The sequence below is a fragment of the Hypericibacter terrae genome, assembly GCF_008728855.1.
In the GTDB taxonomy this organism is placed as follows: domain Bacteria; phylum Pseudomonadota; class Alphaproteobacteria; order Dongiales; family Dongiaceae; genus Hypericibacter; species Hypericibacter terrae.
Genome location: NZ_CP042906.1, coordinates 3,557,539 through 3,583,662, shown reverse-complemented (window position 1 = coordinate 3,583,662; position 26,124 = coordinate 3,557,539). Strand labels below are relative to the sequence as shown.

The 26,124-nt window shown below is 66.1% G+C and carries 26 protein-coding genes; 9 read left to right on the top strand and 17 right to left on the bottom strand.

Annotation, left to right across the window (positions count from 1 at the left end; all coding sequences use genetic code 11):
- Positions 1–218 precede the first annotated feature (218 nt).
- Positions 219–1,100 carry an NAD(P)-dependent oxidoreductase gene (locus FRZ44_RS16250; RefSeq protein WP_151178172.1) on the top strand — a complete coding sequence of 294 codons (882 nt, stop codon included), beginning with the start codon at positions 219–221 and terminating at the stop codon, positions 1,098–1,100.
- Positions 1,101–1,148: 48 nt separating this feature from the next.
- Here FRZ44_RS16250 and FRZ44_RS16245 read toward each other — a convergent pair whose 3' ends face one another.
- Positions 1,149–2,027, bottom strand: a complete 879-nt coding sequence (locus FRZ44_RS16245; protein WP_225308291.1) for an alpha/beta fold hydrolase — start codon at positions 2,025–2,027, stop codon at positions 1,149–1,151.
- 98 nt (positions 2,028–2,125) lie between these two features.
- Here FRZ44_RS16245 and FRZ44_RS16240 point away from each other — a divergent pair, with 98 nt between their 5' ends.
- Together FRZ44_RS16240 and FRZ44_RS16235 are read left to right on the top strand one after the other, a co-directional pair.
- Positions 2,126–2,506 carry a type 2 periplasmic-binding domain-containing protein gene (locus FRZ44_RS16240; RefSeq protein ID WP_151178170.1) on the top strand — a complete coding sequence of 127 codons (381 nt, stop codon included), beginning with the start codon at positions 2,126–2,128 and terminating at the stop codon, positions 2,504–2,506.
- Positions 2,503–3,120: a UdgX family uracil-DNA binding protein gene (locus tag FRZ44_RS16235; RefSeq protein ID WP_151178169.1), complete on the top strand. Its 618-nt coding sequence runs from the start codon at positions 2,503–2,505 to the stop codon at positions 3,118–3,120. The genes FRZ44_RS16240 and FRZ44_RS16235 overlap by 4 nt, the downstream gene beginning before the upstream one ends.
- Positions 3,121–3,139: 19 nt before the next feature.
- On the opposite strand, the gene FRZ44_RS16230 is transcribed toward FRZ44_RS16235, so the two are convergent.
- Positions 3,140–3,454, bottom strand: coding sequence for a hypothetical protein (locus FRZ44_RS16230; protein WP_151178168.1), 315 nt, complete (start codon positions 3,452–3,454; stop codon positions 3,140–3,142).
- A 170-nt stretch (positions 3,455–3,624) separates the two neighbouring features.
- Positions 3,625–4,869 carry an MFS transporter gene (locus tag FRZ44_RS16225; protein ID WP_151178167.1) on the bottom strand — a complete coding sequence of 415 codons (1,245 nt, stop codon included), beginning with the start codon at positions 4,867–4,869 and terminating at the stop codon, positions 3,625–3,627.
- 544 nt (positions 4,870–5,413) lie between these two features.
- Between FRZ44_RS16225 and FRZ44_RS16220 the strand changes: the two genes are divergently transcribed.
- Genes FRZ44_RS16220 through FRZ44_RS27045 form a run of 4 tightly spaced genes read left to right on the top strand, consistent with a single transcriptional unit; the run spans position 5,414 to position 7,191 of the window.
- Positions 5,414–5,749, top strand: coding sequence for an SH3-like domain-containing protein (locus FRZ44_RS16220; protein ID WP_225308290.1), 336 nt, complete (start codon positions 5,414–5,416; stop codon positions 5,747–5,749).
- A gap of 3 nt (positions 5,750–5,752) precedes the next feature.
- Positions 5,753–6,406 carry a nitrile hydratase subunit alpha gene (gene nthA, locus FRZ44_RS16215; protein ID WP_151178166.1) on the top strand — a complete coding sequence of 218 codons (654 nt, stop codon included), beginning with the start codon at positions 5,753–5,755 and terminating at the stop codon, positions 6,404–6,406.
- Positions 6,403–6,747: an SH3-like domain-containing protein gene (locus FRZ44_RS27050; RefSeq protein WP_191908132.1), complete on the top strand. Its 345-nt coding sequence runs from the start codon at positions 6,403–6,405 to the stop codon at positions 6,745–6,747. The genes nthA and FRZ44_RS27050 overlap by 4 nt, the downstream gene beginning before the upstream one ends.
- Before the next feature lie 39 nt (positions 6,748–6,786).
- Positions 6,787–7,191, top strand: coding sequence for a DUF302 domain-containing protein (locus FRZ44_RS27045; protein ID WP_191908131.1), 405 nt, complete (start codon positions 6,787–6,789; stop codon positions 7,189–7,191).
- A 66-nt stretch (positions 7,192–7,257) separates the two neighbouring features.
- On the opposite strand, the gene FRZ44_RS16205 is transcribed toward FRZ44_RS27045, so the two are convergent.
- The 6 genes from FRZ44_RS16205 to FRZ44_RS16180 all read right to left on the bottom strand — a co-directional run bounded on the left by FRZ44_RS16205 (position 7,258) and on the right by FRZ44_RS16180 (position 12,270).
- Positions 7,258–8,508 (bottom strand): MFS transporter, encoded by a 1,251-nt coding sequence (locus FRZ44_RS16205; protein ID WP_151178165.1) that lies wholly within the window; start codon positions 8,506–8,508, stop codon positions 7,258–7,260.
- Complete coding sequence (locus FRZ44_RS16200) at positions 8,505–9,899, bottom strand: NAD(P)-binding domain-containing protein (RefSeq protein WP_151178164.1); 1,395 nt, start codon at positions 9,897–9,899, stop codon at positions 8,505–8,507. Before FRZ44_RS16200 ends, FRZ44_RS16205 begins: the two co-directional genes overlap by 4 nt.
- Before the next feature lie 61 nt (positions 9,900–9,960).
- Positions 9,961–10,278, bottom strand: a complete 318-nt coding sequence (locus FRZ44_RS16195) for an ArsR/SmtB family transcription factor (protein ID WP_151178163.1) — start codon at positions 10,276–10,278, stop codon at positions 9,961–9,963.
- Positions 10,279–10,346: 68 nt separating this feature from the next.
- Positions 10,347–11,405, bottom strand: coding sequence for an ACR3 family arsenite efflux transporter (gene arsB / locus FRZ44_RS16190; protein WP_151178162.1), 1,059 nt, complete (start codon positions 11,403–11,405; stop codon positions 10,347–10,349).
- 57 nt (positions 11,406–11,462) lie between these two features.
- Positions 11,463–11,972 (bottom strand): arsenate reductase ArsC, encoded by a 510-nt coding sequence (locus FRZ44_RS16185; RefSeq protein ID WP_151178161.1) that lies wholly within the window; start codon positions 11,970–11,972, stop codon positions 11,463–11,465.
- On the bottom strand, positions 11,965–12,270 hold the full coding sequence (locus FRZ44_RS16180) for an ArsR/SmtB family transcription factor (protein WP_263641892.1): 306 nt from the start codon (positions 12,268–12,270) through the stop codon (positions 11,965–11,967). The genes FRZ44_RS16185 and FRZ44_RS16180 overlap by 8 nt, the downstream gene beginning before the upstream one ends.
- 381 nt (positions 12,271–12,651) lie before the next feature.
- On the opposite strand from FRZ44_RS16180, the gene FRZ44_RS16175 reads away from it, so the two are divergent.
- Positions 12,652–12,972, top strand: a complete 321-nt coding sequence (locus FRZ44_RS16175) for a hypothetical protein (protein ID WP_151178160.1) — start codon at positions 12,652–12,654, stop codon at positions 12,970–12,972.
- Between the two features lie 12 nt (positions 12,973–12,984).
- Positions 12,985–15,033: an alkaline phosphatase family protein gene (locus FRZ44_RS16170; protein ID WP_151178159.1), complete on the top strand. Its 2,049-nt coding sequence runs from the start codon at positions 12,985–12,987 to the stop codon at positions 15,031–15,033.
- Between the two features lie 39 nt (positions 15,034–15,072).
- Here FRZ44_RS16170 and FRZ44_RS16165 read toward each other — a convergent pair whose 3' ends face one another.
- From FRZ44_RS16165 to FRZ44_RS16130, 8 genes are all read right to left on the bottom strand, one after another.
- Positions 15,073–16,038 (bottom strand): flippase-like domain-containing protein, encoded by a 966-nt coding sequence (locus FRZ44_RS16165; RefSeq protein ID WP_151178158.1) that lies wholly within the window; start codon positions 16,036–16,038, stop codon positions 15,073–15,075.
- Complete coding sequence (hpnK, locus tag FRZ44_RS16160; RefSeq protein ID WP_151178157.1) at positions 16,035–16,892, bottom strand: hopanoid biosynthesis-associated protein HpnK; 858 nt, start codon at positions 16,890–16,892, stop codon at positions 16,035–16,037. The genes FRZ44_RS16165 and hpnK overlap by 4 nt, the downstream gene beginning before the upstream one ends.
- The gene (hpnJ, locus tag FRZ44_RS16155) at positions 16,889–18,319 is read right to left on the bottom strand and encodes a hopanoid biosynthesis associated radical SAM protein HpnJ (RefSeq protein WP_151178156.1); all 1,431 of its coding nucleotides are present in this window, start codon (positions 18,317–18,319) and stop codon (positions 16,889–16,891) included. The genes hpnK and hpnJ overlap by 4 nt, the downstream gene beginning before the upstream one ends.
- A gap of 1 nt (position 18,320) precedes the next feature.
- Positions 18,321–19,574, bottom strand: coding sequence for a bacteriohopanetetrol glucosamine biosynthesis glycosyltransferase HpnI (gene hpnI, locus FRZ44_RS16150; protein WP_151178155.1), 1,254 nt, complete (start codon positions 19,572–19,574; stop codon positions 18,321–18,323).
- 406 nt (positions 19,575–19,980) lie between these two features.
- Positions 19,981–22,368, bottom strand: coding sequence for a xanthine dehydrogenase family protein molybdopterin-binding subunit (locus FRZ44_RS16145; RefSeq protein WP_151178154.1), 2,388 nt, complete (start codon positions 22,366–22,368; stop codon positions 19,981–19,983).
- Positions 22,365–23,345, bottom strand: a complete 981-nt coding sequence (locus tag FRZ44_RS16140; protein WP_151178153.1) for an AraC-like ligand-binding domain-containing protein — start codon at positions 23,343–23,345, stop codon at positions 22,365–22,367. Before FRZ44_RS16140 ends, FRZ44_RS16145 begins: the two co-directional genes overlap by 4 nt.
- A 342-nt stretch (positions 23,346–23,687) precedes the next feature.
- The gene (locus FRZ44_RS16135) at positions 23,688–25,238 is read right to left on the bottom strand and encodes a class I adenylate-forming enzyme family protein (protein ID WP_191908130.1); all 1,551 of its coding nucleotides are present in this window, start codon (positions 25,236–25,238) and stop codon (positions 23,688–23,690) included.
- Positions 25,239–25,261: 23 nt separating this feature from the next.
- A complete protein-coding gene (locus FRZ44_RS16130) occupies positions 25,262–26,077 on the bottom strand; it encodes an enoyl-CoA hydratase/isomerase family protein (RefSeq protein ID WP_191908129.1) in 816 nt (271 codons plus the stop codon).
- Positions 26,078–26,124: the final 47 nt, after the last annotated feature.

The window sequence follows — 26,124 nt, the reverse complement described above, 5'->3', positions numbered from 1 at the left end:
AGGGCGAGAAGCCGGAGAAATCCGCCCTGTTCTCTTTGCCGCCAGGTTCGGCTGACGCGGCCCACGGCTGTCGAAACGGAACGCCGCGGAAGCTGTTCCCGGCATCGTATGCGCGGCGCGCGATGCAGCTTTGCTTAGCCACTCAAGGCAACGTCCCGCGCCCTGGGTTAGGATTTTTGGCAGCGTAACGCTGCTCGAACCTCGGGATGGAGAAGCCCATGACCATCGGTTTTATCGGTCTCGGCAATATGGGCGAGCCCATGGCGCTGAATCTGGCCCGCGCCGGAACCCCCCTCATTGTCTGGACCCGCGCTGCCGACAAATGCGAGCCGCTGCGCGCCGCCGGTGCCCGGGTCGCGGCGGGCCCGGACGAAGTCTTCGCCCAGGCCCCCATCGTGATCCTGATGCTGGCCAATGGCGCCGCCATCGACGAGGTGCTCGGCCGCGGTAGCCCGGCCTTCGCTTCCCATGTCGCCGATCGCATCATCGTCCATATGGGAACGACCGCGCCCGACTATTCGCGCGGGCTCGAGGCCAAGATCAGGGCGGCCGGCGGCCGCTATGTCGAAGCGCCCGTATCCGGCTCGCGCAAACCGGCCGAGGCCGGGCAGCTCGTGGCGATGCTGGCGGGCGATCCCGCCAGCGTCGACGAGGTCCGCCCCCTGCTCAGGCCGATGTGCCATCAGACGATCGTCTGCGGCGCGGTGCCGAGTGCCCTGCTGATGAAGCTCTCGGTCAATCTGTTTCTCCTTACCATGGTGACCGGGCTCGCGGAGGCAGCGCATTTTGCCGACCGGCAGGGCGTCGACATGCAGCAGTTCCTGGCGGTGCTCGATGCCGGGCCGATGGCGAGCGCCGTGTCGCGCGTGAAGGGCGCCAAGCTGGTGGCCCGCGATTTCTCCGTCCAGGCCGCGATCGCCGATGTGCTGATGAACAACCGGCTGGTGGCCGACGCGGCGAGGGAGGCCAGGCTCGCCACCCCGCTGCTCGATGTCTGCCACGCGCTCTATGCCGAGACCCTGGCGCTCGGACATGGCCAGGCCGACATGGCGGCCGTCGTACGCGCGCTCGAGGCGCGCACCGATTCCGGCGTCCGATAGAACGATCGGCCCGCCTCTCGGATCGACGCGCGGGCCGATCGAAGGGACTTAGTGCGGCGCCACCTTGCGATCCAGGAAGTCATGGATCATGGGCGCCATGACGTCGAGCTTGTCCTCGAGCGCGAAATGGCCGGTGTCGAGCAGATGGAGCTCGGCGTCCGGCAGGTCGCGCAGATAAGGCGAGGCACCGTCAGCCGGGAAGATCTTGTCGTTCTTGCCCCAGACGATCAGGGTCGGCGGCTTGTAGTCGCGGAAGAAGGCCTGGAACTTCGGGTAGAGCGGCACATTGGTGCCGTAGTCGTGGAACAGGTCGAGCTGGATGTCCTTGTTGCCGGGACGGTCCAGCAGGGCCTGGTCGTGGACCCAGTTGTCCGGATCGATGCGGGTGAGATCGCTCATACCGTCGGTGTACTGGAACTTCGTCGTCTCCGGCGCCACCAGGAAGCTCAGCGCCTCGCGATGGGCCGCCGACCCGTCCGCCCAATAGGCCTTGATCGGATCCCAGAATTCCTTCAGCCCCTCTTCATAGGCATTGCCGTTCTGGACGATCAGGCCGCTGACCCGCTCGGGATGCTTCAGCGCCAGCCGATAGCCGACGGGCGCGCCATAATCCATCACATACATCGCGTAGCGCTGGATCTTGAGCTGCTGCAGCAGCCCGTCCATGAGGTCGGCATAATGGCCGAAGGTGTAGGCGAACTGGCTGTGATCGGGCATCGCGCTCTGCCCGAAGCCCGGATAGTCGGGTGCGATCACGTGATAGCGGTCGGCGAGGAGGGGGATCAGATTGCGGAACATATGCGAAGAGGTCGGGAAACCGTGCAATAGCAGCACGACCGGGCCATCGGCAGGACCCGCCTCGCGATAGAAGATGTCGACCCCATCCACCGCGACCGTGTGATAGTGGGTCACAACGACCGCTGGCATGGCGGATGCGGCTCGCGCCGGTGCGCCGCCGCAGGTGACTGTGACGAGAACAATGATGGCGAGGGCCGTGATCCATCTGGCAGCGAAGGCGGCAGTCAATGTTTTCTGCATCGATCGATCTCGCGTGGTTCGGTTTTTCTGCGCCTGCCATGGCGCTCGGTCTGCCGGCGCATGCTCGCCGACCGGTGGGAGGTCGACATGTCGATGGTGGGCGAATGCGCGGCACCTGGGAGCGAGCCCACCCTCACAGCTCCAGGGACGCTGGGAGTTCGATCCTGCGGCCGATTGCCGGCGAGTTCTTGAAGGCCCATGCTGTGGCGCGGATCCCGCGGCTGCTCGACCGTGGGATCAGTCTTGTCGATGAGGGCATGGATCTGGTGCGTCGTCCCTCGCCGCTGGCCGACTCCTCGGTGATCATCCGGCGGGCGGAACTCCAAGATTGCGTCGCCGTTCTCCCTTTGCCGGAAGAACGGACATGACCTCGACATCCGATATCACATCGTTGAAGGCGCTCCGGGCGGCGGAGGCCTCCTGCCGGCGCTGTCCCTTATACAAAGGTGCGACGCAAGTCGTGCCGGGCGAGGGGCCGGCGCGGGCGCGCATCATGCTGGTGGGCGAGCAGCCCGGCGATCAAGAAGACCTCGCGGGCAAACCCTTCGTCGGGCCGGCCGGCCGCATCCTGGATCAGGCCCTGGCGGAGGCCGGCATCGAGCGTGAGGCGGTGTTCGTCACCAACGCGGTCAAGCATTTCAAGTTCGAGCAGCGCGGCAAGCGGCGGATGCACAAACGGCCCGATGTCCATGAGATCGAGCGCTGCCATTGGTGGCTCGATCTCGAACGCCGGATCGTCAAGCCATCCCTCGTCGTGGCCTTGGGCGCCACGGCCGTGCGCAGCGTCCTGGGACGCCCATTCGCGATCAACATGATCCGCGGCCGTGCCCTGCCGATCCCGGAGGGCGGCAAGATGCTCGCGACCATCCATCCGTCCTACATTCTGCGCATCGACGACGATGGGGAGAAGTGGCGGCAATACCGGCAGTTCGTGGAGGATCTGAAGGCCGGCCGGCGCACCGTGGCCGAAACGGCCGCTTGATTGCAAGAATTGACCGCAATCAGACCGCGACGTCGAGGAGCTGGCCCTTCTTCTTGGCGGCCGCTTCCATCTGCTGCTTGATCAGTTCCTTGATCTTGTCTTCGAGCTTCTGCCGGTCCGCCGGGGACATCGCGTTCACGTCGTCCTCGGTCAGGCCCATGCTCTTGAGGATGTTGTCCCGCATGCGCTCTGCCGGCGACATCCTGGCATAGGCGAGGAACTCGGCCTCGACATCCTCCTTGGCGCTGCTATCCGGCGCCGGATCCAGGGCGGGCGTGTTCGAGCCGGGCTTGGAATAGGTCGGGGCGGGCACGCCGATGGGAGGAATGTTCATAAGGAAATCTCCGGTCCGTGGCGCCTCATCCTGCAAATTCCGTGCCTGGATCCTCGTTTCCTTATGGCTTCGATTTCCGGCGGTTGGGTTTCGCTTCTCGCCTGCCGCGGCGGGATCGGGGAAATCTTTGCCGGGCAGGAATTTCCGGTCGCGACGGCAGAGCGGCTCCCTCAGCGCGCCGGTTCACCGGCGGGCGAAGGGTTCTTCCTGGCCAGCGCCGCAATGAAGCCGGCGACGAGGTTCGCCGCCACCCCGGTCAGGATCGGCAGGGTGTAGCTATGGCTGAGATCGAAGGCGAAACCGGCAGCGCTGGGGCCGATCAGCGTGCCGAAGGCCACGCTGGTGAAGAGGATGCCCATGATGCTGCTGATGCTGCGGCCGCCGAAGCAATCCATGACGACCGAGGGGAGAATCGCGACCCAGCCGCCATAGAGCACGCCATAGACGAAGGAGAAAAGGGCGAGTGACCAGAAGCCGGTGGCGAAGGCCCAGATGGTGAGGGCGAGCGCCATGCCGACGAAGAGCGCCAGGAGGAACGAGTAACGGCCGAGCCGGTCGGCGAGGCCGCCGAGGAGGAACCGTCCCGCCGTGCTGCCGATCCCGATGATGCCGAGCAGAAAGGCCGCCGCCGACCGCTCGACCCCATGATCCAGCGCGAAGGGCACGAGATGGACGAAGGGCATGAAGATGCCGAAAGAGCAGATCAGGCAAGCCGCATAGAGGCAGACGAATTGCCGGGTGCGCATCGCCTCGCCGAGCGTCATGCCCAAGGGGCGCTCCCTATGGGCGTCCGGTTTCGGGGGATCGCCGTCCGGAGCGAGCCCGCGATGGCGCGGATCGTCGGCGAAGAGGAGCGACATGCCGGCACCCAGCAACGCGGCCAGCGCCCCCAGGACGAGATAGGCCTCGCGCCAGCCCAGGGCCTCGACGAGCTGCACGGCCAGCGCCGGTAGCACCAGCGTACCGACGCCGATACCGCTGACGGCGAGACCGGAGGCGAAGCCGCGACGGCGGACGAACCAGCGCTGGACCGCGGCCACGGCGGGCACATAGGAAAAACCCACCCCGAGGCCGACTCCGAGCCCGTAGGCCGCATAGACCTCGGTGATTGTCCGGGCCACGCTCGCGAGCGCCAGTCCCAGGCCGACCAGGATCATGCCGGCGATGGCCATGCGACGCGAGCCCCAGCGGTCGGCGAGCGGGCCGCTGACCACCCCCAACCCGAAATAGAGGAAGCCCGCCAGCGAGAAGACCAGCGAGACCGACCCGCGCGAAGCCCCGAAATCCTGCTGCAGGGAATCGACGAAGGCGCTGAAGGTGTAAGCGCTGCCGAAGCCCACGAACATCACGGTAAAGGCCGCCGCGACGACGAACCAGCCGTAGAAAATGCGGGCCTGCGGGACCGTCGGCGTCATGTCGGGAACCGGGTTGCGGCGATGGCGGGAGGGAATGATCTAGCAGGCCGCGCCCGGTTGGGACAGTGCCGCTTTATCCGACGACAGGGAAGGGGGCAGCGCGGCTTCCCCGCGGGCGACGCGGGCGCGCGTCGTGACTTGGAAGTCTCCATTGTCATACGGTCCGCCGTCCTGGGCGGCGTGACGGAGATGCAGCCGACCGCTCCAGCACCCTGCGCATCGAGCGTCATCCGATCGGGAGCAATACGCTCTGCGCCTATCACGCGCTCCGCCAATCTGATTCGTCTGAAGCCATCGGTTATGGTTTCAACGCGAACCTCGCGGGCGCGATCGAGGCCGTCCATGACGACACGGGTGCCGCCATCCGCGACGCAGGCGGTCGTGACAGCAGCCATTTCGGCGTCGAGCTCAAATTCAGTTGGTAGGAACTTGCTCAATTTGAAGGAGACGATCGTAACCGTCGCCCCGCATGCTGGCGGGTGTCCGCAAACAATGCTGTGATGATGCGCCGACCCCTTGTTTGCTCGAACATGGAAGTTTGTTCATGATGGCGACGCCCTCCCGCTCGACCGGCATCGTTCTCGCGCTGGGCGAGGCCCCGATCTTCGCCGCCGGCGATCGCGTCAGGGTCTCGATGCGCTTTCCCGTCGGCCACTATCGCGTGCCGCTCTATGTCCGCGGGAAATCGGCGGTCGTCGAGGCGGTGATGGAGCCGGCCAACCTCGACAATGAAGAGGAGGGCTTCGGTCGCAACGCCGGATCGAAGCTTCACTATTACCGCGTGGCGATTCCACTGACCGAGCTGTGGCCGGGCTATGCCGGCTCGCCCCGCGACAGCCTGCGCATCGAAATCTTCGAAACCTGGCTCGAAAGGATCTGATCGATGCCCGCACATGATCATGACCACGATCACGACCACACGCCCATCCAGGCCGGCGACCAGCCGCCCGGCTATTACGAGATCATGGAGACGGCGATTCGCGAGCTGCTCGTGGAGAAGGGGCTGATCAAGGCCGGCGAGATCCGCCGGCAGGTCGAAGTGCTCGATTCCCGCAATCCGGCGCTTGGCGCCAAAGTGGTGGCGCGCGCCTGGGTCGATCCCGGTTTCCGCGCGCGGCTGCTCGCCAACGGGCGCGCGGGCTGCGAGGAGCTGGGCATCAGCTTCTATGACGACACGCAGCTGATCGTGCTCGAGAACACCGACAAGGTTCACAACCTCATCGTCTGCACCCTCTGCTCCTGTTATCCGCGCCCGGTGCTGGGCTTGCCGCCGGATTGGTACAAGGCGAAGCCCTATCGGGCCCGCGCGGTGATCGAGCCCCGGGCCGTCCTGGCCGAGTTCGGCACGCATATTCCCGACGATGTCGAGATCCGTGTCAGCGATTCGACGGCCACGATCCGTTTCCTGGTGCTCCCGCAGCGGCCCGAGGGCACCGAGGATTTCAATGAGGAGCAGCTCGCCGCCCTGGTCACCCGCGATGCCATGATCGGCGTCGTGCCCGTCGAGCTTCCCGCGGCGGGCGGAGCGGTCCAATGACCGATAGCGAAGCGCTCGTCAAACGGCTCCCGAACGACATCGGCGGCCTGCCGGCCGGGCCGGTACAGCGGGTCGACCATGAGCTCGAGCCCTGGGAAAAGCGCTGCCATGCGCTGGCCGACGTGCTCGATTTCCACAAGATCATCAATACCGAGGAGAAACGCCGCGGCGTCGAGGCGCTCGGGAGCGAGATGATCGGCAAGCTCACTTACTACGAACGCTGGATCGTCACCTTCGCCAACATCCTGTTCCAGAAGCAGCTGCTGACGCCCACGGACTTGGCCCGCAAGATGGACGAGGTGGCGGCAAGGTCTGGCGCGCTTCCGTCGAAGGGCGCGTAGCGGCGAGTATCGAACGTGATAGCGAAGATAACAGGAACCATGACCCCGGCCGGGCTGATCACGATCCCGAGCGAGCTCAGCGCCGCCGAGACCATGAATCGCCTCATCGCCGAGGTAAGGGCGAAGGGCATGACGGTGTTTGCCCGGATCGATCATGCGGCCGGCGCCATGGCGGCCGGGCTGACCCTGAGGCCGACCGAGCTCCTGATCTTCGGCAATCCCAAGGGCGGGACGCCACCGATGCAGACCGCCCAGACCATGGGAATCGATCTGCCGCTGAAGGCGCTCGTCTGGCAGGACGAGGCGGGGAAGACCTGGCTGTCCTACAACGATCCGGCCTGGCTCGCGCGACGGCATGGCATCGACGGCTCGCTGGAATCCACCATCTGCCTCATGGCGGGTGCTCTCCAGGCCATCACGGCAAAAGCGGTATCGGCGGCTTAAGGCAATGCGCCGGCGGGTCGGTCAGCCCCGAACCTCGACCGATGGCGTGCCGGCATTCGGGCGCCACTAGGATCCACGAGAGACGGCACCGCCCCGTTTGGCCAAGGCGGCCAGGGCGCTGACCATGACGAGCGTGAGAAGCGCCGCGGCCAGGATCGCGAAGAGCGCGCCATCGGTGCCGAAACGATGGATCAGGAGGGCGCCGAGCGAGGGGGCGGCGGCCTGCAGCAGAAGGCTCGGCAAGGCGAGCTTCCCCATCAGGACGGCATAGCCGTCGGCGCCGAAGAGCGCCAGCGGCACGGTCCCGCGCGCGATCGATTCCAGGCCGATGCCGCCGCCATAGGCCATCAGGGCCAGCGCCGTCAGCGGCAACCCGGCCCACAGCACGCCGAGGCCCAGCACGACCAGCGCCGCCGACACCACCATGGTCCAGATCGGATGATGGAAGCGCGCGATCGCCATCTCGATGGCGCGCGCGCCGACCTGCGAGGGGCCGACCATCGCGCCGAAGGCGACGGCCGTCGCCAGCGTCATGTCGCGCGCCTGCAGGATCGTCAGCATATGGACCGACATCGTCGCGGAGATCATCGCGGCCGTGGCGATGACGGCGCCCAGCAGGAACAGCACCAAGCGATCGCGGATGGTCGTGGCCTGTCGCGCCGCCGACGGGCTCGCGGCGCCGGCGGCCGGCGTCGCGGTGTCTGCCCGGTGGGTCTGGCGGGGCAACAGAAAGAGATAGATCGGCAACAGCACCAGCAGATGAATGGCGGCGTAGGTGAGGCAGGCGCCGCGCCACCCCAGCTCCGACACCAGCCAGGCCGAGAGCGGCCAGCAGGTCGTGCTGGCGAATCCGCCGAACAGGGTGAGCGTGGTGATGGTCGAGCGCGCGCCCTGGCCGTAGATGCGCCCGAGCGTGGCGAAAGCCGCATCGTAGAGGCCGGCGCCCATGCCGAGCCCCATCAGCACCCAGGCGACAAGATAGAAGACAGGGTTGGGCGCCAGAGCCAGTCCGACGGACCCCGCCGCCAGCAGGAGCGCGCTGACGGCGAGCACGGGGCGTCCGCCATGGCGTTCGATCGCGTGCCCCACCTTGGGAGAGATCAGAGCGGCCATGAGCAGGCCCAGCGACAGCCCGCCGACGATCCAGCCGAGCGGCCAGCCCGTGTCGTCGGCGATCGGCTTGGCCAGCACGGCCGGCAGGTAATAGGACGAGCCCCAGGCGAGGATCTGCGTCACGCCGAGCGCCGGCACGACGATGCGCCGGTCCGGCAAGGCAACCGGAATATCGGCGGAACCGGCGACGACGGACTCGGTCATGCGGCGACGCCGCTTCCGCAACAGGATTTCTTCGCCGGCTTCACGGCAACCGGCGCCGGCGCGCAGCAGGCCGCCGTCGCGGCCGGAGCGGGAACACAGCAAGCCTCGGCAACGCTGAACTGCTCATAAGGGTTGCTGTCGCAAATGCCGGTCTCCGGCAAGGTCAGCTTGACGTCGTCCGCGGCTGCCATGTCGCCAGCCAGGGCGGCAGCTACCGAGCGCACCTGCTCGTAGCCGGTCAGCAGCAGGAAAGTCGGCGCGCGGCCGTAGCTCTTGACGCCCACGGTGTAGAAGCCGGGCTCGGGATGGCCGACCTCGCGATGGCCATGCGGCGGCACCGAACCGCAGGAATGGAGATTGGGATCGATCAGCGGGCCCAGCGCCTTCACGCCCTCGAGCCAGGGATCGAGCTCAAGCCGCAATTCGCGGGTCATGGTCAGGTCGGGACGCTGGCCGGTGGCGACCACGATGCGGTCGAACGGACCCAGGCTTCGCGGCCCTTGCGCTGTCTCGCCGTCGAGCCACAATTCCTTGCCCTCCTCGCGCAGGCGCGTCGCCGCGAAGCCCGATGTCAGCGCGATCCGGCCGTTCTCGACCGCCTCCTTGAGATGCCAACCCAGCGCGCCGCGCGCCGGCAGTTGGTCGGCATCGCCGCCGCCATAGACCTTGGCGAGACTGGTGCCGCGCACCATCCAATCGACCCGGTTGCCTAGCGCCTCGGTGGCGAGGCGGATCAGATCGAGGAGGACATTGGCCGCCGAATAACCGGCGCCGATGACGAGCGTGCGCCGGCCGGCATAGTCCGAACGGTCGCGGCCGAGCACATCGGGCATGCCATAGGCGATCCGGTCGGTATGCTCCGCTTCGCCGTTGGCCGGCAGACCCGAGGCGCCGATCGGATTGGGCTGGTTCCAGGTGCCCGAGGCGTCGATCACGGCGCGCGCCAGGTCGCGGCGGCGCGTTCCGTCCGCCCGCTCGACCACGATCTCGAAGGGCTTCGTCTCGCGTTGCCGGCTCGTCATCTTGTCGAGGCCCCGGCGGGAAATCGACACGACGCGGGCCGAGGTTTCGACGACCGGCGCCAGCTCAGCCGTGCGGGCCAGCGGCTCGAGATAGAGGTCGCAAAGATCGTCGCCGGTCGGAAGCGCGGTGGGGTCGGGCATTCGCCAGCCATGACGCTCGAGGATCGCCAGGGCCGCGCGATCGACGTCATGCTCCCAGGGCGTGAAGATGCGGGCATGGCCCCAATCGCGCAAGTTCGCGCCGACGGTCGTGCCGGCCTCATAGAGCTTCACTGGCAGACCTCGCTCGATGAGATGGGCGCCGGCGGCAAGCCCGATCGGACCGGCGCCGATCACGGCGACGGGAAGCGAGGCGGTGCTTTCGGTCATGTCACGGGTCCTTCGCTATTTCTGGAATCATCGAACTAGAGAACAAAAATCGAGGGCTCGGTCAGGCCGCGGCTTCGCCGCTCGCCGCAGCGGGCGCGTCGGCGCAGCATTCGTCGGCGAGAAACCCCAGCAACTCATGCATGATTTCGTAGTTGGCCCGGCAGATCAGCGTCGTGGCCTGACGCTCCTGCGAGACCAGTCCGGTCAGGATCAGGCGGTGGAGATGGTGCGACAGGGTCGAGGCCGCGATTCCGATCTTGTCCTGCAGCCGACCGACCGGCATGCCGCCATGGCCGGCTCGCACCAGTGTCCGATAGACCTTGAGGCGGGTCGGGTTGCCCAGCGCCTCGAGCTGCTTTGCCGCTTTTTCGAGTTTCATGGAAATAAGGATGGCGTCGGGGCGCCGGCGCGTCAAGGGCCTATTTCCAGGAAACTCGAAATAGCCTCTCAGCGCTTCAGGCCTGGTACCAGCTCGGGCTTGCGGGCGCCGCGTTCATACCAGGGGCGGCTGGCATTGACGATGCGCACGACCGACAGCATCACCGGCACCTCGATCAGCACGCCGACGACGGTCGCGAGGGCGGCACCGGAATGGAACCCGAACAGGCTGATGGCGGCGGCCACGGCGAGCTCGAAGAAGTTGCTGGCGCCGATGAGCGCCGAGGGTCCGGCAACGCAATGTTGCTCGCCGGCGAGCCGGTTGAGGAGATAGGCGAGGCCGGCATTGGCATAGACCTGGATCAGGATCGGCACCGCCAGCAGTGCGATCACGATCGGCTGCGCCAGGATCTCCTCGCCCTGGAACCCGAACAGCAGAACCAGCGTCGCGAGCAAGGCGCAGAGCGAGACGGGCTGGATCCGCCGCAGCATCGCCGCCAGCGCCTCGTCGCCGCCCTGACGCAGCAGCGCGCGGCGCAGGATCTGCGCGACCACGACCGGAACCAGGATATAGAGCGCCACCGACAGGACCAGCGTGTCCCAGGGCACCGTGATTGCGGAGAGTCCGAGCAGCAGCGCCACGATCGGCGCGAAGGCCACGATCATGATGCTGTCGTTGAGCGCGACCTGGGTCAGGGTGAAATGCGGCTCGCCTTTCGTCAGGTTCGACCAGACGAAGACCATCGCGGTGCAGGGCGCCGCCGCCAGGATGATGAGGCCCGCGATATAGGAATCGATCTGGCCGGCCGGCAGATAGGGTCGGAAAAGATAACCGATGAAGAGCCAGGCCAGCGCCGCCATGGTGAAGGGCTTCACCGCCCAGTTGATGAAGAGCGTGACCCCGATCCCGCGCCAGTGGGCCGTGACGCCCGCGAGCGCCTTGAAGTCGATGCGCATCAGCATCGGCACGATCATCAGCCAGATCAGGATCGCGACCGGCAGATTGACCTTGGCGATCTCGAGCCCGCCGATGGCCTGGAAGACGCCCGGCAGGAGATGGCCGAGGGCGACGCCCACCGCGATGCAGAGCGCGACCCAGAGGGTGAGATAGCGTTCGAAGACGGACATGGGTGCGGGTTTTCTCTGGATCGAGGCGACGGCGCGAGGGCGGGGGCCGCGGATCCGCTAGGCGGATTCGGGCAGGGAACGGCCGATCTCGTCGAGCCGCTTCTGCAGGCTGAGCTTGTCGAGCGACTTCAGCGGCAGATGGGCGAAGATGCCGATCCGGTTGTTCAGCATGCGATAGGTGTCGGCGAAAGCCAGCCGGCGCTCGACCTCGGTGCCCTCGGCGGCCACGGGATCGGGAACGCCCCAATGGGCGGTCATCGGCTGGCCGGGCCATATCGGACACACCTCGTTGGCGGCGTTGTCGCAGACCGTGAAGACGAAGTCCAAGGCGGGTGCGCCCTTGGCGGCGAACTCGTCCCAGCTCTTGGAGCGAAGCTCGGCCGTGGGATAATTCAGCCTCTCCAGCAGATCGATCGCATAGGGATGGACCTGGCCCTTGGGATGGCTGCCGGCGCTGAAGGCCTTGAAGCGCCCGAGGCCCTCGCGATTGAGGATGCTCTCCGCGAGGATCGAGCGCGCGGAATTGCCGGTGCAGAGAAACAGCACGTTGAAGTGGGGCTCAGACACAAGACTTCTCCGGAGGACAGGCGCAGGAATCGATCAGCGGTTCGAGCAGGGGCGCGCAAATCTCGGGACGTCCGCCGCAGCAGTCGCGCGTGAGAAATCCAACGAGGCCGCGAAACCCGTCCAGATCGGCGCGATAGAGCACGATGCGTCCCTGCCGCTCGCTCCGGGCGAGGCCGGCGCGGGTGAGAATCGCCAGATGTGAGGACATCGTGTTGTGCGGGACCCCGCACGCCGCCGCAATTTCGCCGGCCGGTATGCCTTGCGGATGCGCCCGGACCAGCGTCCGGAACACGTTCATTCGCGTTCCCTGCGCCAGAGCGCCCAGAGCCTCGACAGCGTCCAATTCGTCTATATTCGTCGACATATGGACATAATTAGCGCAACCGGGCGAGGATGGCAAGAATGTTCGAAATCGAACATCGCTGGACTGAATGCGAAAATAGGTGAAAACTCCGGCCGATCTCGCCCTGTCTGAGCAGGGCACCGATGGGGCAAACCATCGGTCTGCCTGTTGCCGACGCACTGGCCCAGGGGCGGTTCGGCAAGACCTCGAAGGTTTGAACCGCCGAGAGTCATGGCGGTCGGCTGTCGCTTCCGGGCCTCGCCTCCAAATCCAACCGACCTGCCGGAAAAGCGCGCCGTCGACGCGATGACTCCCATCCTGGGGGCCGGTGATGCCATGAGCCGAACGCTCGACGAGGTCTTCGCGGCCATCGCCCGACTGCCTGGTGACGACGGCGAGAAACTGCGGCTGCGGGACAGGGCGCGCCGATATCACCGCGCCTGCGGCTGCGCCTTGGGCGGCGCGTTTCTCATCATCGCGATCCTGGCTTCCGTGAGCGGCCTCGCTTTGGCCGATCCTTTTCGCTGGCGCTGGGTCGCGATCGGCATTGCCGGCGTCGTTTGCGCCGGCTTCCTGGGAAAAGCGATCGGGATCGGCTGGGCCCGCGCGCGGCTCGGGCTGATGCATCGCCTGCTCGTTCGACGGATCGCGACTTAAGGGGGAACCGACATGTCGACCTGCACCAACTGGGTCAACCAGGCCGTCATCACCTGCAAGAACTGGTCGTCCAAGACCGACTATGAATGCACGAACTGGGCCGACGAAGGCTCTAACCAATGCTCCGAGTGGGCCGATGAAGGCTCCAGTCAATGCACCTCCTGGGACAAGTGCCACTGGTACACGCCCTGGGACTGCATCGCCGGCTTCTTCTGCCGCGCCTGGTACTGGGTCGCGAAGTGGGTCTGCAAGGGCTGGTACTGGGTCGCCAAATGGGTCTGCAAAGCCTTCGCCTGGGTGGTGGAGAAGTTCTGCGTCCTGTTCGGCTGGGTCTTTCAGCTGGTCTGCACCACCTGGGACACGGCGCGCTGCGCGCTGCTGAATTTCTGGCGCTGGCTTCAATCCCTGTTCGGCCGCGGCGGCAAGGGCAGGGGCCCGCAGATCGAGCATGTCTTCGTGCTGATGCTGGAGAACCGCTCCTTCGATCATATGCTGGGCCTGAGCGGCCTCACCGGTGTGGATCTGCAAGGCAATCCCGTCACGGCCGACGGCGTCGCGGTCGGCGTCAACACCAACCCCGATCCCGCCACCAACACCGACGTGTCGGTCGGCCCTTCGGCCGACTACTTCCTGTCGGGCATCGATGCGGGGCCCGGCCATGAGTTCGAGAACGTGGTCACGCAGCTTTGCGGTGCCGGCGTGACCTATACCGACGACGGCGCGCCCTATCCCGACATCCACAACACGGGCTTCATCGCCGACTATGCCCATAGCGGCGCTCAGGTGCCGACGAACATCATGAAATGCTATGCCGCCGCGCAATTGCCGGTCATGAACCAACTGGCACGGGAGTTCGCGGTCTGCGACCGCTGGTTCTCTTCCCTGCCGGGGCCGACCTTTCCCAACCGGTTCTTCGCGATGGCGGCGACCTCAGGTGGCCTCGACGGCAGCCCGAGCGATCTCCAGACCGTCATCTCGACCGGGTTCGAGGGCTACCGCTTCGAGAACGGCAATATCTTCGACCAGCTCGACCAGTATTGCCTGCCTTGGCGGATCTATCGCGGTGACGATTTCCCGGCAGCCTTCCTCCTCAGCGGCATGAACCTCAACGAGCTGCAGGGACGCCTGACGGGCTTCGACGATTTCGAAAGCGAGGTGAACGACACCGGCTTCGACAAGAAGTTCATCTGGATCGAGCCCAAATACAGCGCCGACAAGTTCGACATCACCGGCCCGGGCGATTTCACCTGCGGCAATTCCATGCACCCGAAGGATGACGTGAGGCGCGGGGAAAAGCTGATCAAGAAGGTCTATGAGGTGATCCGCAATTCGCCGCATTGGGAGAAGAGCCTGTTGATCGTGACCTTCGACGAGCATGGCGGCTTCTACGATCATGTGGCGCCGACTCCGGCAACGCCGCCCGGTGATGCCTTCACGCAGGATTACATCCAGCATCACTTCCCGTTCGACCGCTATGGCGTCCGGGTGCCGACGCTGGTGATCTCGCCCTTGATCCGGAAAGGCGTGATCGACAAGACCGAGTATGATCACACCTCGGCGCTGGCGACGGTGCAGGCGCTGTTCGGCATGGGCCATCTGACCGCCCGTGACGGCGCCGCCAGCGATCTGCTGCCGCTTTTGTCGCTCGGTACGCCGCGGACCGACGCGCCCCTGACCCTGCTGCCGGTTGCCGACGATCTGCCGCCTCTTCCCTGCGACGACGATGACGACGAAACCGGCGTGATCCTGCGGATGAAGCTGGCCGAGATGAAGTCCGCGCAGACCGGCGGCACCTACCGGGGGAAGAGGGTCCGCCAGGCGCCGGTCGATCGCTCCCAGATCGGCTTCATCCAGGTGGCCCTGCTGCGCGTGCTTCAGGACGCCGAATATCCCGAGCGGCAGCAATGGATCGAGGAATACCGGCGGATCCAGAACAACCTCGACGCGGCCATCTTCATGACCGAGGCCAAGCTCAAGCTTCGCTATGGCGCCGACGTCAAGAAGGAGGCCCGATTGGAGCAGGAGAAGCTGCGGCGGGAGAAGCGCGCTCGCAGGCGCTAGGCCCTCTTCGGCGACGTTCGGCGATCGCGGCGGCGCTGCTTATGGAGCGCTGCGCAACGCCCGGCTCTCGGCGAACTGCCAGCTGACGAGGCCCGGCAAGAAGATGACGCCGTCGCGAATGCGCCGCACGGTCGCCAACGCCATGGCCGTCACCGGATCGAGGCCGACGGCGGCCCCGATCAGCAGGAAAGCCGCTTCCTGCACACCGAGCGCACCCGGCACCAGAAAGGCGGCGCTGCTGACCGCCTGGATCACCGATTCGACAATGACGGCGTCGATCACGCCGATGGGTCGGCCCAGGACCCATAGTGCCGCCCAGATCTCGGCGGCACCGGCCAGCCATCCGGCCAGCAGCCACAGCAGACAGCCCGCGATCGCGGCATGTCGGCGGTAGAGCGCTCTGACCTCGCGATCGATCTGGGCGGAATGACCGATGGCCGCATCGAACCGGCCCGCGGCGAGGCGATTGAGAAGCTGCATCGCCTTTTCGGTGAGGCCCGCATTTTGCAAGGCGATGAGAAGCGCGACGCCGATCGCCAGCAGCAGCAGGGCGAGTGCCATCCTGGCAAACAGGGTCGAGGTTGAATCGAGATAGAGGAAGGTCAAGCCCGTCAGGGCGAAGACCAGCTGGCTGACGATCGAGAGCGCGACTTCGACGGTCACGCCGGCGACGGCCGGGGAGCGATCGACGCCCGCGCGCCGCAACATGCGATAGGCGACGATCTCGCCGCCGACCCGTGCCACGGGCAGCAAGCCGTTCACCGCCTCGCGGATCCAGACCACCCGCATCAGGCTCGCGAGCTTCGGCCGGCTTCCGACGGGGAAGAGCAGGCGCCAGGCCTGGGCGTTGATCAGCACCGGAAACAGATGAACCAGGCTCGCCAGGACCAATCCCGGTCCGGCCATCTCGAGCAAACTCAGAATGGCACCGGGGTTGTCGCGCAGAAACAGCCACACTGCGAGAATCAGGCCGGCGAGGGCCAGAACCTTGCCGAGATGCCTCATGCTCCGAATTCCGCTGCCTTGAAATCCCCGAAGCCGCCCCGGGCGGCGCCCGTCTCCTGCAGCGCGGCAAGAACCGACGGCGCCATGAGGGCGGCCAGTTCCTGAGCATAGCCGTAGCCGGGGGCGGCGCCCGGAAAATCATTCGAGACCGCGGGGTGGAGGTAGATTTCGCTCAAACCGGCGGGAAGGTGGCGCAAGATGCCGGCCAGGCGCGATTCGCTCACGGCACCCGACCAGGCGAGCCCGAACACCTGGCGGGGAACCAGCAGGCCCGCCATCGCAAATCTCGCCTGCAGCAGCCCGGTGACAGGCGCCAGAAGCATCGGTTGAAGGGCACGCGGTCCCGGTTCGATGCGGCGGAGAATGGCGGCCGGTTCCGCCGGCACCCGCGCGGCGGACATGCCGAAGCGGCGGCCGATCGCGATGATCCGTCCGGCGACCGTGGGGTGAAGGTGAAAATGCTTGTGGGCGTTGACGTGATCGAGCCGCAGTCCGGTCGCACGGAAGGCCTCGAACTGCGCGGTGATCTCGGCGGTCAATTGGCGTCGCACCGCGGGCCGAAAGAACATATCGACGCCCATAGGGGCCATGTCGGACCGGAACAAGCCCCGGGCGTCGACCAGATCCGGAATCTCGGCCGGCGGCAGGACAGGCCTTCCTTCGACCAGCACGAGGTGCAGGCCGACCCTCAAGGCGGGCAGGCGCCTGGCGCGCGCCACGGCGTCGGCCGCCGCCCTCCCGGTCACCATCAGGCTGGCCGCCGTCAGGATGCCGTCGCGATGGGCGGCCTCGACCGCCTCGTTGATCTCGATGGCGGCCCCGAAGTCGTCGGCGGTGACGATGACGCCCTTCAAGGCGCGACGGCCCGGCGCTCGCGCAGGAAGCGGAAGAACTCGACGCCTTCGCGAAGCCGGCGCCGCATCATCTCGGGGCTGCGGACCATCTCGCCGACGATCGAGGCGATCTTTCCGGAGCGGAAGTAGAAGCGACGATAAAACTCCTCGACGGAATCGAAGATCTCTTCATGGCTGAGATGCGGAAAATGAAGCGGCGCGATCTGCACACCGTGCGCATCCACCAGCTCGGCATTCGCCTCGTCGAGCCAGCCATTCTCCAAGGCCTGCTTGTAAAGGAAGGTTCCGGGATAGGGCGCGGCCAGCGACACCTGGATCGTGTGAGGGTTGATCCGGGCCGCGAAGTGGATGGTCTCCTGGATGGTTTCCCTGGATTCTCCCGGCAGTCCCAGAATGAAGGTGCCGTGGATAGTGATTCCCAGCTCGTGGCAGTCCTTGGTGAAGCGTTCGGCGACCTCGATGCGCATCCCCTTCTTGATGTTGTGCAGGATCTGCTGATTGCCGGATTCATACCCGACCAGCAGCAGGCGCAGCCCATTGTCCCGCATCACCTTGAGGGAGGCGCGCGGAACATTGGCCTTGGCGTTGCAGGACCAGGTCACGCCCAGCCTGCCCAGTCCCTTGGCAATGGCCTCGGCGCGCGGCAGATCGTCGGTGAAGGTATCGTCGTCGAAGAAGAATTCCTTCACCTGCGGGAAGGCCTTCTGCGCCCAGGCGATCTCCTCGAGCACATGGCCGACGCTGCGCGTCCGGTAACGGTGGCCGCCTACGGTCTGTGGCCAGAGGCAGAAGGTGCAACGCGATTTGCAGCCGCGGCCGGTATAGATCGAGATATAGGGGTGCTTCAGGTAACCGATGAAATAGCGCTCGATCTTCAGATCGCGCTGATAGACCGGCGTCACGAAGGGGAGCAGGTCCATATTCTCGAGGATGGGTCGCTCGGCATTGTGCTCGATCCTGCCGTCCGGGCGGCGGAAGGAAATGCCGGCGATCGAGGCCAGGTCGCGTTCCTCGGCGACCTCCTTGATCGCGAAATCGAATTCGTTGCGCGCGACGAAATCGAGCGCCTTCGCCGCCTTGAGGCTGCCATCCGGGTCGACCGCCACCTTGGCACCGACGAAGCCGGCCGTCAGCGCCGGATTGGCCGCCTTCAGGGCTTCGATCGTCTTGACGTCGGACGCGAAGGACGGCGTCGAGGTGTGGAGGACGACGAGGTCATAATCCTTCGCGACCGCGGTCACGTCGGCCAGGGTGAGATCGTGGGCGGGCGCGTCGATCAGGCGGCTGCCGGGAATGAGGGCCGCCGGCTGCGCCAGCCAGGTCGGATACCAGAAGGACCGGATTTCGCGCCGGGCCTGGTAGCGGGAGCCGGCCCCGCCGTCGAATCCCTCGAAGGAGGGGGCTTGGAGGAACAGAGTGCGAAGCATGTCAGTGCTCCTGTGTGACGGACAGCATGCCATTCGCGCGGACCCGGAATCGCCGTCCGCGCCACGAAACCTTCTCGACAAAGAATGTCGCGCAGAAGACCGCGAACGAAAGCAGGTCACGCAGCGGCATCAGCCACCATCCGGGATCGCCCAGGCTGCCGCCCGCCGAATGGTTGACCTGGTGGCGAAGGAAATGTCGCGATGCCAGGGCCGCCAGCAAAAGGGCTTCGGTCCAGGGGGTGAAGCCGAAAGCCCAGAGGCTCAGCAGGGTGAGGGGCAACGGCTGGGTCGCGATCATGCCCGCGAAGCTCGGGCCCGCGACGGAAAGAATGGTGCGCGACCAGCGCAGCTCGTGATTGAGCAGTGCGCCGAGGCTCTGCTCGGCACAGCTGTGCGTGACCAGCATCGGAGCCACGGCCACCTCCAAGCCCAGGGACCTGACCGCCTCGCCGATGGCATTGTCATCGGCGAGATGATCGGCGAAGGCCTCGAATCCGCCGACCCGATCCAGGACGCTGCGGCGGAGGGCGATGGTCGAGCCGAAGCAGGGGCGCGCCAGACCGCTCTTCAGGCCGACGATGACGCTCGGCAGGAAGTTGTAGTCGATCGCCATGGCCGACAAGATCGGCCACAGGCCTGCCAGCGGCGCACCCCGATAGAGACAGGTGACGAGCCCGACCCCGGGCCGGGCGAGCTCGGCGACCGTGCGCCGTAGATAGTCCGGACCGACCCCGATATCGCTGTCGGAAAGGACGAGAACCTCGTGGCGCGCTGCCCGCGCGATGTTCACGAGGTTGGAGATTTTCCGGTTGGCCCCATATTCGCGGACATCGATCACCAGGGAGATCGCCATCTCCGGGTGCCGATCCTGCAACGCCCTGACATAGCGGATGGCGGGGTCTTGGGGATCCTGGACTCCGAAGACGAGATCGATCTCGCCCGGATAGTCGATCTGGCATAGAGACTCGAGATTCAAATCCAGATCGACTTCTTCCCCGTAAAGCGGTTTCAGGATGCTGACGGAAGGAAAGTCGGACAGTTCAGCGCCACGACTGCGAAAGAACCCTCGCACGAGGATGCCGGCGATGAAGGTGTAGAGAATGCCGATGCCGGCGCAGAGCACGCAGGACGCGCCAGCGAATAGGACGAACCGGGGATTAATGGTCATGGGGATCGCTATGGTTGCCTGGTCGCGAGCAGTATCGGAAATCGTCGTCTGTCTCTCGTCTCGACTTCCCGATGTGGCGCTCGTCATCCCCTACGACCGCTCAGCACATGACATTGGTGGCATTGTGGCTCGGATAAGCGCCAGCACTTTACTGTGAAATTGTCGTAACGCGGCGGCAGCTCGGATTGCCGAGCGTGACGAACATGCGACGCCGTCTCGACGCCCAATGAGAAGGAACATTGTCTCTGACAACTCTGGCGGCACCGCATTTGGGCGTGTGACGGCGAGAATCTTCTAGACCGACAGGGAACCGACAGGAAGATGTGCCGGTCTCCATATTGCTGGGCGGCAACAATCGCAGGATCGCCGGAGTTTTCGACCCGGCGCCTTGCTGGCAGTCGCGGTCGCCTCGCCGTCAGGCTGTGCTGCCGCGCTCACGCAACGGCTGGCCCGGAAGGTCGGCCGCCGGCTCCGTCGGCGGGAAGCCGCTACGTCAGCGCTTTCTCGCCGCCTGGATCGCGCGCCAGACGCGTTCGGGCGTCGCCGGCATGTCGATGTCGGTGACTCCTAAAGGCGCCAGCGCGTCGAGCACGGCGCTCACCAGCGCCGCAGGGCCGGCGATGGCGCCGGCCTCTCCGCAGCCTTTGACGCCCAGCGGATTGTAATGACACGGGGTAACGATGGATTCGATCCGCATCGAGGGCAGGTCGGAGGCCCGCGGCAGCGCGTAATCCATCAGCGAGCCTGAGAGCAGCTGCCCGGTCTCCTTGTCGAAGGCGCAGAGCTCCATCATGCCCTGGCCCACGCCCTGCGCCAGGCCGCCATGGATCTGACCCTCGACGATCATCGGATTCATCTGGTTGCCGAAATCGTCGACCGCAGCCAGCGCCAGGATCTCGATCTTGCCGGTCTCGGGATCGACCTCGATCTCGCAAAGATGGCAGCCATAGGGGAAGGTGAAGTTGGGCGGGTCGAAATAGGTGGTCATCTCGAGGCCCGGCTCCAGCTTGTCGAGCGGGTAATCGACCGGGTTGTAGGCCGCGCGCACCACCTCCTTGAAGGTCCGGCTGAGATCGGTGCCGGCGACGCGGAACAGGCCCTGCTCGAAGGTCACGTCGACGGGGTTGGCCTCCATCAGATGGGCCGCGATCTGCCGCGCCTTCTCGACCACCTTGTCGAGCGAGATCTTGAGCGCCGAACCGCCGACCGCGATCGAGCGCGAGCCATAGGTGCCGATGCCATAGGGCACGCGGTCGGTGTCGCCATGGACGATCTCGATCGCGTTGAAATCGACGCCGAGCGCATCGGCGACGATCTGGGCATAGACCGTCTCATGGCCCTGGCCATGCGTATGGCTGCCGGTCAACACGGTCACATTGCCGGTCGGGTTCACGCGCACCGTGCCCACTTCATATTGTCCGCCCAGGCAGCCCTGCTCGTTCAGGAGCTTCGAGGGCCCCATGCCGCAGGATTCCATGTAATAGGCGAAGCCCAGCCCGCGATAGCGATTGCGCGTCAGCGCCTCGGCGCGGCGCGCAGGGAAGCCGGCGAAGTCGGCGACCGCGACCGCCTGGTCCATCAGCCGGTCGAACTCGGCCACGTCATAGGTCCAGAGCAGCGGCGTCTTGTAAGGGAAGGCCCCCGGCGGAATGAAGTTCCGCCGCCGCATCTCGATCCGGTCGATGCCCATCTCGCGCGCGGCCGCGTCCATGGCGCGCTCCAGCACATAGGTGCATTCGGGCCGCCCGGCACCGCGATAGGCATCGACCGGCTGGGTGTTGGTGAAGGCGGCGCGCGTGCGGCATTGCACCGCGCGCACCTTGTAGGGGCCGGGGAAGGGATAGGCATAGAAGAAGGACGGGATCGCCGGCGCGAAGGTCGAGAGATAGGCGCCCATATTGGCGATGGTGTCCACTTTCAGCCCCTGCATGACGCCCTGGGCGTCGAGGGCGAGCGAGACGGTGGTGACATGGTCGCGCGCGTGGGTGTCGCTGAGATAGGCCTCGCTGCGGTCGGAGATCCATTTCACCGGCCGCTTCAGCCGGCGCGAGGCAAACACCACCAGCACCTCTTCGGCATAGTGATAGATCTTCATGCCGAAGCCGCCGCCGACATCGGGCGCGACCACGCGGATCTTCTCTTCCGAGATGCCGAGGGTCGCCACCGCCAGCAGCACGCGGATGATGTGCGGATTCTGGTTCGAGGTGTAGAGCGTGTAGCGGTCGGTCGAGGAATCGTAATGGCCGATCGTGCCGCGCGTCTCCATCGGCGAGGCATGGATGCGGTTATTGACCAGCTTCAGGGTCGTGACATGCGCGGCGCCGGCAAAGGCGCGTGCGACCGCGGCGGTGTCGCCGATCTCCCAGTCATAGCAGAGATTGCCCGGCGCCTCGGGCCAGAGCTGCGGCGCATTTGGATCGACCGAGCTTTCGAGATCGACGATATGGGGCAGGGGCTCGTACTCGACCTCGATCCGCTCCATCGCGTCGAGCGCCTGCTCGCGTGTCTCGGCCACGACGAAAGCGACCGGATCGCCGACATGGCGCGCGCGCTCGGTCGCCAGTACCGGATGGGGTGGTTTCGCCATCGGCGCGCCGGTGGTCTTGGGCACGATCCAGCCGACGGGGAGCCCGCCGACCTTGGCGGCATCGAGATCGGCGCCGGTCACGATATCGAGTACACCCGGCAGGGCCCGGGCCGCCGCGATGTCGAGCTTCAGGATCCGCGCATGGGCGTGGGGCGAGCGCAGCACCACGCCGTGGGTCATGCCGGGGATCTGGAAATCGTCGACATAGCGCCCTTCGCCGGTAATGAAGCGCCGGTCTTCCTTGCGCTTGATGCGTTGACCGACGAGCGGGGCGGTGGCGACGGGCTTGTTCACGGGTGGCGGGCTCCTGATGGCGGCGAGGAGGCTCGACTCTGCTGGCGCGTGTCGCTGGGGCTCCGGCCGAAGCGGGCCTTGTAGTGACGGCTGAACTGGGCCTGATCGCCGAAGCCCCAGAAATGGGCGATCTCGGCGATGGTCCGGGCCCCGCGCGGGTCGCGCAGTGCCTCGTCGCAACGGAGCAGCCGCTGCTCGCGCACCCATTGGCCCAGCGACTGGCCCTTCTCCTGGAAGAGCTGATGCAGATAACGCACCGAGAGGCCGCAGGCGTCGGCGACGCTCTGCGGTGAAAGGCTGTTCGATGTCAGGTTCTGGCGCAGATGGCGCTCGATGCGCTGCAGATGCGCCTGTTTGACCGGGGCCTGGCGGCTCTCGAGGGTGCGTGCGTCATTGTCGAAGGCGAGGGCGAGCAGCTCGATCAATTGCCGGCCCAGCACCTCGCGCCCCGAAGGATGGATCGCCTCGACCGTCTCCGGCACGAGGCGCAGCATGTCGACGAAGAGCCGGCCCGCGCCTTGCGTGCAATCGAACCCGAGCGAGGCGAAGCGGTCGGGGATCGAGAGGCGCTGGCGCATCAGCGAGGCCGGCACCCGCAGAACCCAGAGCGCGTTGGCGTCGGGATCGCTGAACTCGTAGGGCAGGTGGCTGCGCTCGACCACGAAGCCGCCGGGGCGGCAGTCGACATCCATGCCGTCCTGCCGGAAGCGGATGGGGGCGCCCTCGGGCACGGTGATGAGGAAATGCTCCTCGGGATCCTTGCGCAGATGCCGGGCGTGGCGGGCATAGGTGATGCCGTCGGTCACCAGGCGCGACAGCGAGACCTCGCCCAGCTCCCACAGCTCGAGGCTGCCCTCGAACCGGTCGGCGTCGCGATAGGTCAGATCGAGCGGGAAATAGGCCTGCGCCACCGCCTCCTGCCAGAAGCGGCTGCGTTCGCCGGGCGCGATCCCTGCTGTTTCATAGCGGACGGACAATGGCGTCTCCCGAGGCTGGGTTGTCCCGAGGACCCGGCCGAAGCGGTCGCGGGCCTCCCGCCCGGAACGATGCCGCTCCAGGCTAGGCGGAGCCCGAGTTTAGGGCTTGATGCGGCGCGCGCCCAGTTTTGCTGGAAAGTGCGCTGGATCGGCATCGCTATTGCATTGCGATGACCATCACGCGTGGCCACCCCTCCCCCTACCCCCTCCCGCAAGGGGAGGGGGCTGGGATTTCAGGAATCACGTCTTTCTCGCAAGCAATCATGGAGAGTCAAAAGCATTCACGCCCCCTCCCCTTGCGGGACGGGGTAGGAGGAGGGGAATGGCGTGCTAGTCACAACATCATCGCTCTCGACCCTCATACTCCTGCCGCAGCTGGTTGCGGTCGACCTTGCCGCCCGCATTGTAGGGCAGGGAGTCGCGCTGGAAGACGCAGTCGGGGCAGCGATAGCTCGCCAGATGGCGCTTGCAGTGGGCGACCAGGGCGGCGGGATCGACCGGCCCGTCCCTGGCGACGATCACGGCGGCAATGATCTCGCCCCAGACCGGGTCGGGCAGGCCGATCACGACGGCGTCCTTGATGCCGGGGAAATCGAGCAGCACCTTTTCGACCTCGGCCGGATAGACGTTCTCGCCGCCGCGGATGATCATCTGTTTCTTGCGGCCGGCGAGATAGATATAGCCGTCGGCGTCGCGATAACCGAGGTCGCCGCTGAAGAGCCAGCCCTCCTTGATGGTCTTGGCTGTCTCCTCGGGCATCTCCCAGTATCCGACCATGCCGGTGCCGCCGCGGCTGGCGATCTCCCCAATCTCGCCTTGGGGAACCTCGCGGCCCTGTGCGTCGCAGATCTTGAGCTCGACCCCGATGGGCGGCCGTCCGATGGAATCGAGATGCTTCGCACCCTGAAGAAAGGCCTCGCGGTGATCCTCGATCGAGAGGATCGATTGCGGCAGGTCCTCGGTCTGGCCGAAGGACTGCACCATCTCGCCCCGATAGACCGACATGACGTCGCGCAGCAGGCGCGGATTCATCGGCGCGCCGGCATAGACGATCAGCCGGACATCGCCGAAATAGGCCGCGCCGAACTCGGGCGCCGCCGCCATCATGGCGAGCATGGTCGGCACCAGCGACAGGAACGTGACGCGATGCTCGCGCACGGCCGCCATGGTCGTCTCGAGCTTGAACTGCGGCAGGATCAGGACACCGGCACCGCGCACGAGGCAGGTCATGGTGATGACCAGGGCCGAGATATGAAACAGCGGCGTGGTCACATGGACGATGTCGTCGCGCCGGATGCCGAACTCGATGATGAATTTATAGGCACGCAGGCAGGCGGCGCGCTGGTCCAGCACCGCGCCCTTGGGCCTCCCCGTGGTGCCGCTGGTGTAGCAGATGACGAAGGGCGCGCTGCCCTCGACGCCCCTGAGATCGGCAAGGCTGCAGGGATGCTTTGCGCGGGCCTCGTTGCAGAACATGTCGAGACGCTGCCAGCCGAGCGCGAGGTCGAGTTTCAACGCCTCGGCTTCCGCTTCATAGCGCGATCCGGCCAGCAGGAGCCGCGCGCCGGAATTCTGGATCTGATAGCGCAGCTCCGGCACGCGCTGGCGATAATTGAGCGGCACGGCGATGGCGCCCAAGGCCGCGATCGCATACAGGATCTCGAAGAAGTCGATGCTGTCGACATCGAGCAGCGCCACCCGGTCGCCCGGGCGGATGCCCGAGGCCGCGAGATGGCGCGACAGCGAGGCGATCTCGCCGGCGAAACCTTCGAAGCTCACGGTCCGCTCGGCCGCGATCAGACAGGGCTTGGCTCCGAACCGCCCGGCGGCGGCGCGCACCAGCGCGGTCAGGCTGTCGCTGTCGGGATGAAGCGTCGAAGGCAGGCGGTCCATGGTGGAGCGGCTCTGTCCGGCGATCACTCGAAGCGAGACTGCGCCCAGCGGATCGCCGAGGCGAAACCGTCGCGCTTCACCCGCTGCTCCAGCTCGACCTTGAAGGGATCGGGCAGGAAGCAGAGCTCGACGAAGGCATCCTCGCCCATGGCGATGGCGTTGCTGAATCCCATGATCTCGTAGTTGCGATTGACGGCAGCCTTGCTGAGCGCCCAGATCCCGGCCGGGAAGCCCTGCAGTTTGCGCGACCATTCGCGCACACGGGCTTTCAATTGGCCGGGCTCGCAGAGCTCGTTGACGAGGCCGACACGCTCGGCGCGCTCCGCGGTCATGAGCTCGCCCATCAGCAGCACTTCCTTGGCATGGCGGATGCCCATGACCCAGGGGCTGATGAGGAAGGGCGCGCTGGCGGCGATGCGGGCCTCCGGTTCGCCGAAGGTCGAGCCCTTGTCGGCGAGCACGAAATCGCAGGCCATGGCGAGCTCGAAGCCGCCGCCGAGACAGTAGCCTTCGATAGCGGCGATGACCGGCTTCTTCGAGTGCCAGACCTTCCAGCAGGCGGCGTTGCCGCGGCCGATATGGCGCCGGATCTCGTCGGGACCGCCGCCCTCGAGCTCCGTCAGCGCCGCCGGCAGATCGTAGCCCGAGGAGAAATGCGAACTCGTGCTGGCCAGCGCGATCACGCGCACGCTCTCGTCCGCCGCCGCGTCATCGAGCGCCTGGCCCAGCTCCGTCCATTGATGCTCGTCGAAGGCGTTCATCTTCTTGGCGCGGTCGAGGCGGATCCAGCGCAAGCCGTTCTCGTCCTCGATCTTCACTGTCGCGAAAGCGGTCGTCATGAGCGTGATCCCTGGATGAGGCAAATAGGCCGGTGCGCCGTGGTCGG